Genomic DNA, 13330 nt, shown 5'->3' on the forward strand with positions numbered 1-13330 from the left:
GGCGTGCAGATCCGCAATCGCGGCGAATCGCGGCAGATCGCGCAGACCTTCGTCGAGCACGGTTTTCCGTGCGTCGATCTCACCGGCGACGAACTCTCGAAGCAGCACATCCGCTACATGGTCGGCGGACGTTCGCCGCTCGCGCACGACGAGCGCCTGTTCCGTTTCGAGTTTCCGGAGCGCCCGGGTGCGCTGATGCGCTTCCTCTCGTCGATGGCGCCGAACTGGAACATCAGCCTGTTCCACTACCGCAATCAGGGCGCGGATTACAGCTCGATTCTGGTCGGGATTCAGGTGCCGGCGGCGGAAGACGCGGAGTTCCGCCGCTTCCTCGCCACGCTCGGCTATCCGCATTACGAAGAGACGCAGAATCCGGCGTATCGGTTGTTTCTCAAGTAATTCGACGTCCTGAGTACTTGATGAGTGTTCCCGAGCCTCTTGCTCGACGCGCTGCGAGGCCGGGAACACGACGCCGCAATTCGCGGCAAAATATCGATTCGATCTTCCGCTGGATTCCCGCACTCCCGTTCTTCAGGCGCCTCACCATGAATCGAATCGATCCCACTGAAATCACCGGCTGGCACGCTCACATTTATTTCGATGCCGATACGCGCGACGCCGCGTGGGCCTTGCGCGAAATCATCGACGCGCGTTGGGGCAATACCGTGCAAATCGGTCGTTTCCACGAGCGTCCGGTTGGGCCGCATCCGATGTGGTCGTATCAGCTCGCGATCGCCAACGCGGACTTCGCCGACGTCTTTGCATGGCTTACGCTTAATCACGGTCGTTTCGACGTATTCGTGCATCCGAATACCTCCGATTCTCTGCGCGATCATCGCGATTCCGCGGTGTGGATCGGCCGTTCGCACACGCTCAATCTCGGCGCATTCGGCGTGTGAGATTTCTTCGCGCACGTCGCGACAGCAACACATTGCGCTGATCCGTTGGTTCGGATGCCAAATAAAACGCGCTAATCGTGTGAATAATAAGTCTTTAAAGCGGCCGTAAAGAGCCGCACAAATTCCGCCAATGGGCACGCTGTGCACCACAATAAATCGCGCCAAACGACTCAATAACGACGTAATTTTTACCGCTAAACCACAGTTAAAGCGACGCTAATTCGTCAGTCGAAACCGGTGCGTCAATTCGCTGTTCCAGCCCTCTTTGCATTCCTGCATAATCGCGCGTTTTGCCGGAAAAGCCCGGCAGAAACGCGTTCCGACGCTCTCCCGCAGCAATGCTCAAGTTCATTCGTGTTCTGCCGTTAGTCAGGACGCGCAATCAATTTTCTGCAATCGAATTGCGTTGCCGGATTGAAAGCTGCCGAACGATGTTCGCATCGTGACGCAGAGGGAGTAAGGGCATGAATGGACGCGCCAGCAATAACCGGCATTACACCGGCCGGGGCGACTTCTCGAATAAACAACAAAAGGCTTGTCATGCGGTTTTCCACACTCAAACTCGAAGCGGCCGCCGTGCTGGCCGCTGCGCTTCTCGCTGCTTGCGGCGGCGGCGGTGGCGGTGATTCGTCCGCCTCGTCCGGCTCGTCGTCCACCAACTCGTCCGGCAGCAGTTCGTCGCGCTCCTCCGCGACCAGCGTGCCGACCACGTCCAGCTCGGGCTCGAGCGATGTTGTGCTGCTCGCGCCTGCCGCCACCGCCACGACGTTGCCTTCGGCCAGCGGCAATGCGACCACCGACGGCATCGCCTGGCTGAACGCCGTGCGCCAGAACGTCGGCCTCGCCACGCTGCCGACCGACGCCGGGCTCGCCACGGCGTCGCTCGACCACGCAACCTATCTGGTCGACAACCAGACCTACGGCCATACCGAAGTCTCCGGCAACACCGGTTACACGGGCGCATCGCCGTTCGACCGTATCCAGGCCGAAGGCTCGTACTCGATGATGGGCGAAGTGGTGGTGGCCGGTCAGCCCGCCGCGTTCAACGACAGCCTGTCGCCGGTCGAAACGCTGTTCGACGCGCCGTTCCATCGCATCGTCATGCTCGACGACTTCACGCTGATGGGCGTCGGCTCCATGCAGAACGCGAGCTGGGAAGCATTCAACATCGACTTCGGCAGCAAGGGCGCCGACACGATGCCTGTCACCACGCTCGTCGCGTATCCGTACTCCGGCCAGCAGGGCGTGCCGACGAGCTGGTTCTCGAACGAAGATCCGAACCCGTTCGCGAGCCAGCCGACTTACGAAAATACGACGGTCGGCTATCCGGTGACGATCCAGAGCGCCTTCGGCACCACGCTCAGCTCGTTGAACTTCACGATTACGTCGGCGAGCGGCGCGAGCGTTTCCTGCCTGCCGCAGACGCCGCAAACCACGCCGTCCGAACTCAGCAACGCGGCGATGTGCGTGCCGTACACGGCGCTCGCGAGCGGCACGACCTACACGGTGCAGGTGACCGGCGTGCTGACCGATTCGTCGAGCAAGACGTACTCGATCAACGTGGCGTGGACGTTCACGACGGCGGCGTCGGGCATCGCGCATTCGGCGGTGCAAAGCACGCAAAGCCGTCCGCTGCCGAAGTTCTGATCGCCGCGAACGCAGCGCGCAGCACGTAACACGTAGCACGCAGCAAAACAAAGGGGCCGCATCGAGCGACCCCTTTTGTTCATGTGCGCGCGTCGAGCGCGCGCGATCTTGCCGTGCAGATTGCGCGACTCAATGCCCGAACGATTCGGTTTTCGCCGCGCGCGTCGCTTCGATCGCCTGCGGCCGGGCCGCCTGTTTCACCAGCAGCGCCGCGCACGCGACAAGACCTGCCACGGCGATCGTCGCGAAGATGCCGGCGAACGAGAAATGACGGCGCGCGAGTTCGGCCACGAGGAACGAGCCCGCGATGCCGCCGAAGCGTCCGATGCCGAGCATCCACGCGACGCCGGTGCCGCGGCCTTGGGTCGGATAGAAGGCGGCGGCGAGCGCGGGCATCGACGACTGCGCGGTGTTCATCAGCACGCCGGCCACGAACACGATCAGCACGAGCGCGCCGACGTTGCCCACCGCCTGGCCGATCAGCCAGACCGACAACGCGGTGAGCGCGTAGCAGGCCGCGATGATGCGATTGGCGTTGAAGCGATCCATCAGCACGCCGCACAGCACCGCGCCGATGCCGCCGAGCGGGAACAGCGCGGCGATCAGCGTCGCGTGCGCGGGCGGCAGGCCGGCGTCCTTGAGCAGCAGCGGCATCCAGTTGATCGACGCGTAGAAGATCACGAGGCCCATGAAATAGGCGATCCACAGCATTACCGAGCCGATCAGATAGCGGGCCGAGAGCACCACGCCGAGGCCCTTGCCTTCTGCGTGCGGCGCGGTTTCGGTCATCGTGAACGACTGGGCCGCGAGCGCATCGGCGGAAATGCGCGCCAGCGCGGTGCGGATGCGTTCGGCCGGTTTCGCGTTCGCCACCATGTAGCGCACCGACTCGGGCATGCGCAGCGCAAGCGGCACGGCCAGCACGAGCGGCGTGACGCCGCCTAGCACGAGCACGCTGCGCCAGCCGAAGTGCGGGATCATCCACGCGGCGAGAAAACCGCCGAACGCCGCGCCGAGCGGGAAGCCGCAAAACATCAGATTGATGATGGTCGCGCGGCGATTGTCGGGGCAGTACTCGCCCATCATCGTGACCGCGTTGGGCATCGCCGCGCCGAGCCCCACGCCCGTGACGAAGCGCAGCCAGGTCAGATGGTCGATGCTGGTGGCGAACGCCGAGCCGAGGCACGCGACGCCGAACACCAGCACCGAGCCGAGCAGCATCGCGCGGCGGCCGAGCCGGTCGGAGAGCGGGCCCGAGGCGAGCGCGCCGAACGCGAGGCCGAACAGCGCGGCGCTGAGTACCGGCGCGAGCGCGGGTTTGGCGATGCCCCATTCGCCGAGCAGCGACGGCGCGATGAAACCGATCGCCGCCGTGTCGAAGCCGTCGAGCAGGACGATCGCGAAACACATCGCGAAGATGAACCACTGGAACGGAGAAAACGGATGCTCGTTGAGAAACGTCTGAACGTTGACGGCGGGACTGCGACTCATGAATGTCTCCTCGTTGCGTGAGCGCGCGCGTGGGTTCGCGCGGAGCACGCTTCTTATGCTTGAAATGCCGAGCACGAATAGTACGCCCGTGCGTGCGCGGCCGATATCGGGGACATTATCGAGTGAGGGCGGCGGGCTGGCGCGCGAGACGCATCCGCGAGACGGTGCGCTTCGTATCTTTGCTGACGGCCGGTGCGCGCAGGACGGGCGCGCCAACCCGAACGTGCGCGAGCGTGTCGAACACACCATTTGTTGGCGTGTCGAATCAGCATCGAGCCCGGCGTAGTCTGGAGTAGCGATCTGGCCTGGATGGCCAAAGGAGTCCGACGTGAAGATCCCGGCGTTTTTCCCCAAGGCGCGCACCGGCGCGCTCGTTCTCGTTGCCGCCACCGTTGCGGTGGCCGCCGCGCTGCCCGCGCGTAGCGCCTTCGCGCAGATGTCCGCCGCGGACGATCTGCGTTCGCCGCAAAACGGCCTTCAGCTGATGCCGGACGCCCCGCGCGGCAGCGAATATCCCACGCACGGCAATCGTCAGGCGGGCGAGTTGCCGGTCGGGCCCACCGATCCGCGCGGCCAGTTGGCCAATGGTCTGCCGAACAATGCGCAGGCGGGCGGTTACGGCGCGCCGCAAGCGGGCGTGCGCACGTCGTCCGGTATGTAAGGTGGCGCGATGCTCGGGTCAATGCCTCCGCGCTAGATCCGTCCGGGCAGCCAGGCGAGGTGCGCTTCGACGCTCTCGCCGGGCGCGAGCACGGTGCCGCCCACGTCGAGCCGGCCCGCGAGTCCGTCGAGTTGCAGATTCAGCCAGTCCGTCGTGTTGCTGACGGGCTCCGCACAGAACCACGGCAATCCCGCCGCGCTATAGAGCACGAAGTAGTCGAGCGGCGCACTCGCGCGCAGCGTGAGGCGCCGCCCTTCGGCCGGCCACTCGATCAGCGCCTCGCGACGCCAGCCGGAAAAATTGTTGTCGAGATCGAATTCATCGACGACGAGACCGTCTTCGAGCGCCTCCACGGCCGGATGCGCGCTGAGCGTGACCGGCAGCACCTCGGCGTCGATCTCCCACATCGCACGCACGCGCGCGGCGATGCGCGTGCCGGGCGGGCGCGGATAGTACGGGTGATGGCCGAAGCCGAACGGCATGGCGCGCGTGCAGAGATTGCGCGCCCACAGCCGCACGGCGAGCCCGCTTTCGTCGAGCGTGATGTGCTGGCGCGCCTCATAGCTGAACGGCCAGCCCTCGCCGCCGCGCGCGGGCGCCTCGTGCACGAAATGCAGCGTGACCGAACCGGCGTCGCACGATTCGACGTTCCACGGCCGCCGCCACGCATGGCCATGCAGCGCGTGACGCAGCGCGCCCGTGCCGCTCGGCAGATCGATCATCTCGCCTTCGAAGCGAAAGCGTCCGTCGCGGATGCGGTTGCAGTACGGCATCAGCGGAAAACTCGCCATGCCGAGCGGATCGCATGCGTCGAGCGCCTCCGCTGTCGCGGGGCGCAGCCAGTGTTGCGCGCCGTGGATCGGATCGTCGTCATAAAAGGCGGCAATCGAGCCGCCGACGTGCGGGGCGATCAGCGCGCGCGAGGCGCCATGCGCGAGCGCGATGAGCTGGTTGTCGTCGAGCGCGGCGGCGTCGAACGGCGTTGGCGAGGCGGCGCGGGCGATCGAGGCCCGGCGTGGCGAGGAGGCGGTCAAAGGCGCGGTCTCCGGAAGCGGGAAAAGCGGGGAAGAAGCGAGTCGGAATAGTCGTGTAATTATTACTAATAAAAAATAATATAGTCGCGATCGATGAGAGATGGAGAGGATGTCGTATGGCGACTTACGCTAATTGTTTGACCTAAATATTAGTGCTACGCTTCGGCCCAACAGCGCGGGCCCGGCCCGCGCCGCCTTCCGGCCGCCATGCGGCGAAGCGCGACGCCGTTCGGCAACGCGCTTCGCCGCACGCCTGGCGGCTCGATTTGCGGACAATCCGCACGATCCGCGGCTCACCTCGCATCCGATGAAAAAATCGACCCAGCGCCGTCCGACCATGACCGATATCGCGAAGACCGCGGGCGTGTCGCAATCGACGGTCTCTCTCGTTCTCAATGGCGCGGTCGGCGCCAAGCTCTCCGAGGCCACCCGCAACAAGGTCCACGAAGTCGCGCAGCAACTCGGCTATCAGTTGCCCGTGCGCGCCGCGCAGCCGCCCGCGCGCGCGGGCGATCGCAACCTGATCGTCTATGTTGCCGACGAGGTGTCGACCAGTCCGCATCCGGTCGTGAGCATCGACGGTGCGCGCGACGCCGCCTGGAACGCGGGCTGCGTGCTCGCCGTGTTCTCCACGCACGGCAACGCGCAGATGGAGCAGCAGGTGCTGCAGACGCTCGCCATGCCCAACGTGCTCGGCGTGATCTACGCTACGGTCTACACGCGCAAGGTCGCGGTGCCGCCCGCGCTGCTCAAGGTGCCGGCGGTGCTGCTGAACTGCTACGCGTCGGACCACGCGCTCTCCTCGGTCGTGCCGGCCGAAGTCGCGGGCGGTCACACGGCCACCGACTATCTGATCGTGGCGGGTCACCGGCGCATCGGCTTCATCAACGGCGAGACCTGGCAGGACGCCGCGAAGGATCGTCTCAAGGGCTATCGGCAGGCGCTTGCGACCGCCGATCTGCTATTCGACGAGCGCCTCGTGCGCGACGGCGACTGGAGCCCGGATCAGGGTTTCGAGCTCACGCTCTCGCTGATGCGCGAGCCGCAGCCGCCCACGGCCATTTTCTGCGCCAACGACCTGATGGCGATCGGCGCGATCGAGGCGCTCAAGCAACTCGGCCTGCGCGTGCCCGAGGACGTCTCCGTGATGGGTTACGACGACCAGGAAATCGCGCGTCACACGCACCCGGCACTCACCACGGTCGTGCTGCCGAACTACGAGCTCGGCCGCTGGGCCGTCGACACGCTGCTCCAGGAGGAGCAGAACCGCAGCGCCGGCGCGCCCGTGCGCCATCGCACCGTCAAGCTCGACGGGCCGCTCATCGAGCGCGCCTCGGTCTGTGCGCCCAGCACCGCCGCGGCACCCGTGAATACCCTCATTAATATCTCCTGATTCCGACTGGTAATATTAGTTGAAGCAGTGGCCGTAATATCCGTCGCACGCACCATGCAGATGCGTGTGGCGGAGATCAGGAAGACAGAAAGACAACAAGGCAGCGGGAGGGCGCGCAGCCCGTACCGTCCACGTCATTTCACCGCTTTGCATGGGACCGCCCCAAGAGCCTCAGTGCCCCCGCGGTCAACAGGAGACAGCCATGCGTCATCAACGAATCCAGTCCGCCCTTTTTGCCGCCGGTCTGTGCGCGGCGCTTGCCGCGCTCGCCTCGAGCAGCGCCTATGCGCAGTCCGACGCCGGCGCGCAGAAGGTCCAGGCCAATTCCAGCGAGACCTGCACGAATCCCAAGCCGTCCAACCTGAAACTGAGCGGCATGGTGGTCGGGTTCTCGCAATCGGAGAACGAACAGAATCCGTTCCGTGCGACGGAAACGGCTTCGGTGCGCGCGGCCGCGAAAGCGGCGGGCGTGAAGCTGCTGTATACGAATGCCAACGCGAACCAGGCCAAGCAGGTCGCCGACATCGAAAGCATGATCAATCAGGGCGCGCAGGCGCTGATCGTCGCGCCGAACGACTCGACCGGCCTGCAACCCGCGTTCGCGCAGGCGCGCGCCAAGGGTATTCCGGTCGTGACGATCGACCGTCAGACGGCGGGCACGGTCTGCGAGGATTTCATCACCTTCCTCGGCTCGGACTTCTACAAGCAGGGCGAGCGCGCGGCCAAGGCGCTCGCGGACGCGACCGGCGGCAAGGCCGTGATCGCCGAAATCCAGGGCGGCTACGGCAACACGGTCGAAAGCCAGCGCACCGACGGTTTCGCGGCGGGGCTCAAGGCCTATCCGAACATGAAGATCGCCGCCGCGCAGACGGCCAACTGGTCGACCACCGAAGCGCAGAAAGTGATGGAGCAGATCCTGCTCGCGCATCCGGACGTCGACGCCGTCTACACGCACGCCGACACCATGACGGTCGGCGCGATCACCGCGCTGCGCCAGGCGGGCAAGCTCAAGGGCGTGAAGATCGTGTCGATCGACGGCACCAAGGAAATCGTCACCGATATCGATCAAGGCAGGGTGGCCGCGGACGTCGAAACCAATCCGCGCTTCGGGCCGCTCGCGTTCAAGTCGCTCGAGGACTGGCTCGCGGGCAAGCCGGTCGCGCAAAAGCAGATCATGGACGACGCGCTGTTCGACAAGACCAACGCGAAGCAGTCGCTCGCGGCGGGCAAGGTCTACTGAGCGGCGGCCCGGCGATGACGACGGACGCAGCTCCCGCTCACACGGTCGCCGACGCGACGCCGCGCGCCGTGCTCGACACGCGCGGCGTCTCGAAGACCTTCGGCGTCGTGCGCGCGCTGCGCGACGTCTCGCTCACCTTGCGCGCGGGCGAAGTGCACGGCCTGGTCGGCGAGAACGGCGCGGGCAAGTCCACGCTCATCAAGGTGCTCACGGGTTTTCATCAGCCCGACGCAGGCACGCTCGCGCTCGACGGCGCGAGCGTCGCTTTCGACAGTCCGCGTGCCGCGCAGCGCGCGGGCGTGTGCGCCGTGTATCAGGAAATCAACCTGATTCCGGAGCGCAGCGTCGCCGACAATATTTTTCTGTGTCACGAGCCAAAACGTTTCGGCATCCTGACCGATAGAAAGCAGATGCTCGAACGCACCGCGCAGATCGTGCAGCGTTACCGGCTCGCGGTCGATCCGGCGGCGAAGCTCGGCACGCTCGGGCTCGGCGCGCAGCAGATGGTGGCGATCGCGCGCGGCGTCTCGCTCGGCGCGCGTGTGCTGATTCTCGACGAACCGACTTCGGCGCTTAGTGGCGCGGAAGTGGACGTGCTGTTCGATGTGGTCGACGCGTTGCGCGCGGAAGGCATTGCGCTGCTGTTCGTGAGCCATCGGCTTTCCGAGTGCTATCGCCTGTGTGACCGTTTCACCGTGATGCGCGACGGCGCGGTGGTGCGCACCGGCACGCCGCAGGAGTTGCCGCGGGCCGCGCTGATCGCCGCGATGCTTGGCCGTGAAAGCGCGGGCGAGCACGCGTGGACCGACCGCTCGGGCAAGGCCGACGCCGGCGCGAGCACGACGCCCGCGCTCGAAGTCGACGGCCTGCAATGGGGCAACCGCGTGCGCGACGTGACGATGCGCGTGGCGCCGCGCGAGATCGTCGGGCTGGCCGGCTTGCTCGGCTCGGGCCGCACGGAAACCTTCAAAACGATCTTCGGCGCGCAAAAGCCCGATGCGGGCGACGTGCGTCTCGCGGGCCGCGCTCTCACGCACGCCACGCCCGCGCGCTCGATCGGACGCGGTCTGGCGTTTCTCTCCGAGGACCGGCGCGCCGAAGGGATCTTTCCGCGGCTGTCGGTGCGCGAGAACATCGTCGCGAGCCTGCTGCCGCGGATTTCGCGCTTCGGTTTCATCTCGCGCGCGAAGGAAGCACAGGTAGTGCGCGAGGCGATTGCGCGGCTCGGCATCAAGACGGCGGGGCCGGGCGCGCTGATCACCACGCTCTCGGGCGGCAATCAGCAGAAGGCGCTGATCGCGCGCTGTCTGTCGACGCAACCCGACGTGCTGCTGCTCGACGATCCGACGCGCGGCATCGACGTCGGCGCGAAGGAGGAAGTGCATCGCGTCGTGCAGCAGCTTGCGCAGGAAGGGCTCGCGGTCGTCGTCACGTCCTCGGAGATGGAGGAACTGCTCGCGTTGACGGACCGCCTCGTGATGCTCAACGAAGGCGCGACGCACGGCGGCATGCCGACCGCGGGCGCGCATCCGGACGACGTGCTGGCCGTACTGGCGGGCCAGGTTGCGGACGCTGGCCCGGACAGCGGCGGCGCGTGAGCGCGTCTGACCGTCTCGCTTACCGCTGAACCTCCACGCGCTCGCATCCCCAGGAAGCGCATACACGACGCCTAAACGACGCACAATCGACGAATCCCGTACCGATGGCGACCAACATTGAATCGAACGAGGAACGCTTGAGCCCCTCGAACTTCCCCGCGCCGCGCGCCGATCAGCCCGAAGCCGCGTCGCGCGGCCCCGCCGCCTGGCGCGTGGTGCTGCGCGAGCACAGCGTGTATTTCGCACTGGCGGCGCTCGTCGTGTTCAATCTGATCGTGACGCCCGGCTTCAAGAATCCGTTCGCCGCGCGCAGCCTGCTGTTCGAGGCGGCGCCGATCGTATTGATCGCGCTCGGCCAGAACCTCGCCATTGCGACGCGCGGCATCGACCTCTCGGTCGGCTCGGTGATGGCGCTCGCGAGTGCTTCGATCGCCGTGTTCCTGCCTTATGGCGTGGGCACGGCGCTCGTCGGCGCGATTGCGGTGGGCGCTGTGGCGGGCTTGTGCAACGGCGCGCTGGTGGCGCTGCTGGCGATCGATCCGCTGATTTCCGGGCTTGCGCTGCTGGTCGCGGCGCGCGGGCTCGCGCAGGCGCTGCTCGGCGGCTCGCGCGTGAATTTGCCCGATGCGCCCGCCTTCGATCTGCTCGGCGCGGGCGCTCTCGGACCGGTGCCCATCGTCATGCTGATCGCGATTGCGCTGGCCGTGGTGGTGGCGTTCGTGGTGCGCCGCACGACCTTCGGGCGCTACACGATTCTCGTCGGCGCGAGTCGCAGCGCGGCGTTTCTCGCGGGCATTCCGGTGCGCCGCACGCTGTTTCTGGTCTACGCCGTGAGCGGCACGCTCGCGGGACTGGCGGGGCTGTTCGCGTCCTCGCGGCTCGGCGCGGCCGATCCGAATTACGTGGGCGTGAACTTCGAACTCGATGCGATCGCGGCTTCGGTGATCGGCGGCACGCCGCTGTCGGGCGGACGCATCTCGATCGTCGGCGCGGTGTTCGGCGTGTTGCTGCTTCAGGTGCTCGATGCGAGCTTCATCATGAACAACATCAGCTTTACGTATGCGCAGATCCTGAAGGCGGTGTTCATCGTCGTCGCGCTGTATCTGCAGCGCTCGGGAGCGTGAAGCGATGGCACACGAAACGACATCGACTCCCGCTAACGCCACAAACGCCGCGAATGGCGGCCGGCGCGCGCGGATCATCGCGCTCGTGCAGTCGCGCGGCGCAATCGGCATGCTGGTGGTCGTCGCGCTGATCGCGGGCCTTGTGTTCCCCGACTTCCTGCACTTCTCCAATCTCGCCGATATCGTCTCGAACAGCGCGTTCCTCGGACTCGTCGCGGTCGGGCAGAGTCTTGTGATCATTCTGGGCGGCTTCGATCTGTCGGTCGGCTCGATGGTCGGGCTCGGCACCGTGCTGTCGGCGTATGCCGCGCCCTACGGATGGGGCGCCGCGCTGCTCGCGCCGGTCGCGGCGGGCTTCGTCATCGGACTGGTCAACGGTCTGCTGATCGCGCGCGCGAAGATGGCGCCGTTCATCGTCACGCTCGCCGCGTTGCTCGGTTTGAAGGGCTTCGCGCTCGTGCTGGCGAGTCAGGATCTGCTGATCGCGAATCCGGGTTTCTTCGCGCATATCGCGAACGGCGCGATTTTCGGCATCAGCAATCTGATCTGGGTGCTCGCGGTGGTCTACGGGCTCGGCGCGGTGCTGCTCAATCACACGCGTTTCGGCGCGGCGATCTTCGCGATCGGCGGCAACGAGGAGGCGGCGCGCATGCTCGGCGTGCGCGTGGAGCGCGTGAAGGTGCTCGCTTATGGGTTGTCGGGTGCGCTGGCCGGATTGTCGGGCGCGCTGCTGGCCTCGCATCTGGATTCGGGGCTGGCGGCGGCGGGCACCGGTTACGAGTTGCAGTCGATCGCGGCGGCCGTGATCGGCGGCGTGCTGTTGACGGGCGGCGTCGGGACGATGGCGGGGCCGCTCGCGGGCGTGCTGTTGCTCGGCGTGATCGATAACGTGATCAATCAGGTCGGCACGCTCAGTCCTTACTATCAGAATCTCGCGAGCGGCGCGTTCCTGCTTGCGGCGGTGATCGTCCAGACCGTGCTGACGGGGCGTCGACACGGCGTCGCGCGTGCGACGCCGGGATCGGGCAAACCGCGCGGCGGTGCAAGCAAGGGCGAGGCAAAAGGCGCGACGGGCTGAGGCCGGCTGCGGCTAACTCTCCTTATTGATGAGAGACGGTCAGCTTCACGCGTGCGCCGCCGTCGGTCTGGGCGGTGATTTCGGTGCGGCTGCCGCGGGCGCCCAGATAGAAGTGCTGGCGGTTGGGCGAGTTGACGTCGTGCGTGGCGTCGGGCAGACACGAGGCGATGTCGGCCCCGACGCCTTCCAGCGCGTTGGTGCCGGAGCCGGCGTTGCGCCCGCTCCACATGCACTGATAGGTGCCGCGGCTGGCGGCGCATTGGGCGTCGTCGCCATAGGGTTGCGCGACGGCGCGGCCATCGTCGGCGCGCAAACCGGCGAAGTGTTGCGGCGCGGCGGCGACGATGCGTTTGAGCGCGGCGCAAGGGCTGGCGCTGTCGTCGGCGTGGACGGTGAGCGGCGCGGCCAGGGCAAGCGCAAGGGCGGCGCCGGTCGCGAGACTTTCAATCGCGGTCTTCATGGTGGCTACGCTGCGGGGCAGCGCCTCGTCGTGAGATCTTGCCGGGCGCGCAAACGGCGTGCCGGGAACGCGCTTTGCAATCCGTCGCTGACTACGCTCAACGAGGACAGCGATATGACAAAGCACACTCCCACCCTGCGAGCGGCCGCCTGGATGCTCGGATTCGCGTTGATCGGCGTGGCGGGCGCGAGCCACGCGGCGTCGCAAGACGAACAGGAACACGCGTGCCGTGGTGACGCGTTCCACTTCTGTGCGAGCGACATTCCTAATAAAGAGAAGATCACCGTGTGCATGAAGCAGCACTACGACGAGCTGTCGCCGCCGTGCAAGGCGATGTTCAAGAAGCCGCCGAAGGGCAGCAAGTCTTAGAGAACGGAGAGGCCAGGTGCTGGCGGTGTAATTGGCTGAAGCTGGCCGAAGGCGAGAGGCGCGGAGCGCCTCTATTTTTTTGCGGATTATTTTCGCGATGGGGCTTGCGTGAATGGTATCGCCTCGCTAAGATTCGCCCCCTTCGCTGCACGCAACAAGCAACACGCCGCAGCGAAGCCCGCGACGAAACGAGCGGGTTCGCAGGATCAACAAGCTTTTAAACGGCAACATAAAAAAAGATGTTGACGAAACGAAAAAGAGACTTCATAATCTCGTTTCTCTGCTGCTGACGCAGCAACGCAGCAAACGCCGGGTAGTAACAGCGCACTACGGTGC

The 13330-nt window shown here is 65.9% G+C and carries 13 protein-coding genes and 1 pseudogene; 10 read left to right on the top strand and 4 right to left on the bottom strand.

Translation table 11 applies throughout. The annotated features are described in order from the left end of the window. Both BMY06_RS37645 and BMY06_RS37650 read left to right on the top strand, forming a co-directional pair. A pseudogene (locus tag BMY06_RS37645) lies at positions 1-399 on the top strand (threonine ammonia-lyase, biosynthetic); the annotation flags it as partial. 146 nt (positions 400-545) lie between these two features. Next, positions 546-899, top strand: a complete 354-nt coding sequence (locus BMY06_RS37650; protein WP_065057933.1) for a DOPA 4,5-dioxygenase family protein — start codon at positions 546-548, stop codon at positions 897-899. Between the two features lie 365 nt (positions 900-1264). On the opposite strand, the gene BMY06_RS39395 is transcribed toward BMY06_RS37650, so the two are convergent. Further along, the gene (locus BMY06_RS39395) at positions 1265-1609 is read right to left on the bottom strand and encodes a hypothetical protein (RefSeq protein ID WP_143064470.1); all 345 of its coding nucleotides are present in this window, start codon (positions 1607-1609) and stop codon (positions 1265-1267) included. On the opposite strand from BMY06_RS39395, the gene BMY06_RS37655 reads away from it, so the two are divergent. Further along, positions 1599-2546: a CAP domain-containing protein gene (locus tag BMY06_RS37655; RefSeq protein ID WP_124262787.1), complete on the top strand. Its 948-nt coding sequence runs from the start codon at positions 1599-1601 to the stop codon at positions 2544-2546. The two genes, BMY06_RS39395 and BMY06_RS37655, sit on opposite strands and share 11 nt — an antisense overlap. A 129-nt stretch (positions 2547-2675) precedes the next feature. Here BMY06_RS37655 and BMY06_RS37660 read toward each other — a convergent pair whose 3' ends face one another. Next, positions 2676-4037 carry an MFS transporter gene (locus BMY06_RS37660; protein WP_074987877.1) on the bottom strand — a complete coding sequence of 454 codons (1362 nt, stop codon included), beginning with the start codon at positions 4035-4037 and terminating at the stop codon, positions 2676-2678. A gap of 397 nt (positions 4038-4434) precedes the next feature. On the opposite strand from BMY06_RS37660, the gene BMY06_RS37665 reads away from it, so the two are divergent. After that, on the top strand, positions 4435-4698 hold the full coding sequence (locus BMY06_RS37665; RefSeq protein ID WP_065057941.1) for a hypothetical protein: 264 nt from the start codon (positions 4435-4437) through the stop codon (positions 4696-4698). 32 nt (positions 4699-4730) lie between these two features. Here the strand turns inward: BMY06_RS37665 and BMY06_RS37670 are convergent, their stop codons facing one another. Continuing rightward, positions 4731-5732: an aldose 1-epimerase gene (locus BMY06_RS37670; RefSeq protein ID WP_313903855.1), complete on the bottom strand. Its 1002-nt coding sequence runs from the start codon at positions 5730-5732 to the stop codon at positions 4731-4733. Between the two features lie 307 nt (positions 5733-6039). Between BMY06_RS37670 and BMY06_RS37675 the strand changes: the two genes are divergently transcribed. The 5 genes from BMY06_RS37675 to BMY06_RS37695 all read left to right on the top strand — a co-directional run bounded on the left by BMY06_RS37675 (position 6040) and on the right by BMY06_RS37695 (position 12165). Further along, the gene (locus BMY06_RS37675) at positions 6040-7125 is read left to right on the top strand and encodes a LacI family DNA-binding transcriptional regulator (RefSeq protein WP_080180718.1); all 1086 of its coding nucleotides are present in this window, start codon (positions 6040-6042) and stop codon (positions 7123-7125) included. Positions 7126-7327: 202 nt separating this feature from the next. Then, positions 7328-8365: an ABC transporter substrate-binding protein gene (locus BMY06_RS37680; RefSeq protein WP_065057936.1), complete on the top strand. Its 1038-nt coding sequence runs from the start codon at positions 7328-7330 to the stop codon at positions 8363-8365. Between the two features lie 14 nt (positions 8366-8379). Then, on the top strand, positions 8380-9963 hold the full coding sequence (locus BMY06_RS37685; RefSeq protein WP_074987878.1) for a sugar ABC transporter ATP-binding protein: 1584 nt from the start codon (positions 8380-8382) through the stop codon (positions 9961-9963). A 104-nt stretch (positions 9964-10067) separates the two neighbouring features. Next, a complete protein-coding gene (locus BMY06_RS37690; RefSeq protein ID WP_080180717.1) occupies positions 10068-11087 on the top strand; it encodes an ABC transporter permease in 1020 nt (339 codons plus the stop codon). A 4-nt stretch (positions 11088-11091) separates the two neighbouring features. Continuing rightward, positions 11092-12165 carry an ABC transporter permease gene (locus tag BMY06_RS37695; RefSeq protein ID WP_080180716.1) on the top strand — a complete coding sequence of 358 codons (1074 nt, stop codon included), beginning with the start codon at positions 11092-11094 and terminating at the stop codon, positions 12163-12165. Between the two features lie 22 nt (positions 12166-12187). On the opposite strand, the gene BMY06_RS37700 is transcribed toward BMY06_RS37695, so the two are convergent. Then, on the bottom strand, positions 12188-12625 hold the full coding sequence (locus BMY06_RS37700; RefSeq protein WP_074987879.1) for a hypothetical protein: 438 nt from the start codon (positions 12623-12625) through the stop codon (positions 12188-12190). A gap of 153 nt (positions 12626-12778) precedes the next feature. Between BMY06_RS37700 and BMY06_RS37705 the strand changes: the two genes are divergently transcribed. After that, positions 12779-12994: a hypothetical protein gene (locus BMY06_RS37705; RefSeq protein ID WP_065057939.1), complete on the top strand. Its 216-nt coding sequence runs from the start codon at positions 12779-12781 to the stop codon at positions 12992-12994. Positions 12995-13330 lie beyond the last annotated feature (336 nt).

Source organism: Paraburkholderia tropica (assembly GCF_900109265.1).
In the GTDB taxonomy this organism is placed as follows: domain Bacteria; phylum Pseudomonadota; class Gammaproteobacteria; order Burkholderiales; family Burkholderiaceae; genus Paraburkholderia; species Paraburkholderia tropica.

Coding starts and splice junctions, on each gene's coding strand:
- BMY06_RS37650 (WP_065057933.1), top strand. CDS start 546: ATGAATCGAATCGATCCCACTGAAATCACCGGCTGGCACGCTCACATT.
- BMY06_RS37660 (WP_074987877.1), bottom strand. CDS start 4,037: ATGAGTCGCAGTCCCGCCGTCAACGTTCAGACGTTTCTCAACGAGCAT.
- BMY06_RS37675 (WP_080180718.1), top strand. CDS start 6,040: ATGAAAAAATCGACCCAGCGCCGTCCGACCATGACCGATATCGCGAAG.
- BMY06_RS37680 (WP_065057936.1), top strand. CDS start 7,328: ATGCGTCATCAACGAATCCAGTCCGCCCTTTTTGCCGCCGGTCTGTGC.
- BMY06_RS37685 (WP_074987878.1), top strand. CDS start 8,380: ATGACGACGGACGCAGCTCCCGCTCACACGGTCGCCGACGCGACGCCG.
- BMY06_RS37690 (WP_080180717.1), top strand. CDS start 10,068: ATGGCGACCAACATTGAATCGAACGAGGAACGCTTGAGCCCCTCGAAC.
- BMY06_RS37695 (WP_080180716.1), top strand. CDS start 11,092: ATGGCACACGAAACGACATCGACTCCCGCTAACGCCACAAACGCCGCG.
- BMY06_RS37700 (WP_074987879.1), bottom strand. CDS start 12,625: ATGAAGACCGCGATTGAAAGTCTCGCGACCGGCGCCGCCCTTGCGCTT.
- BMY06_RS37705 (WP_065057939.1), top strand. CDS start 12,779: ATGCTCGGATTCGCGTTGATCGGCGTGGCGGGCGCGAGCCACGCGGCG.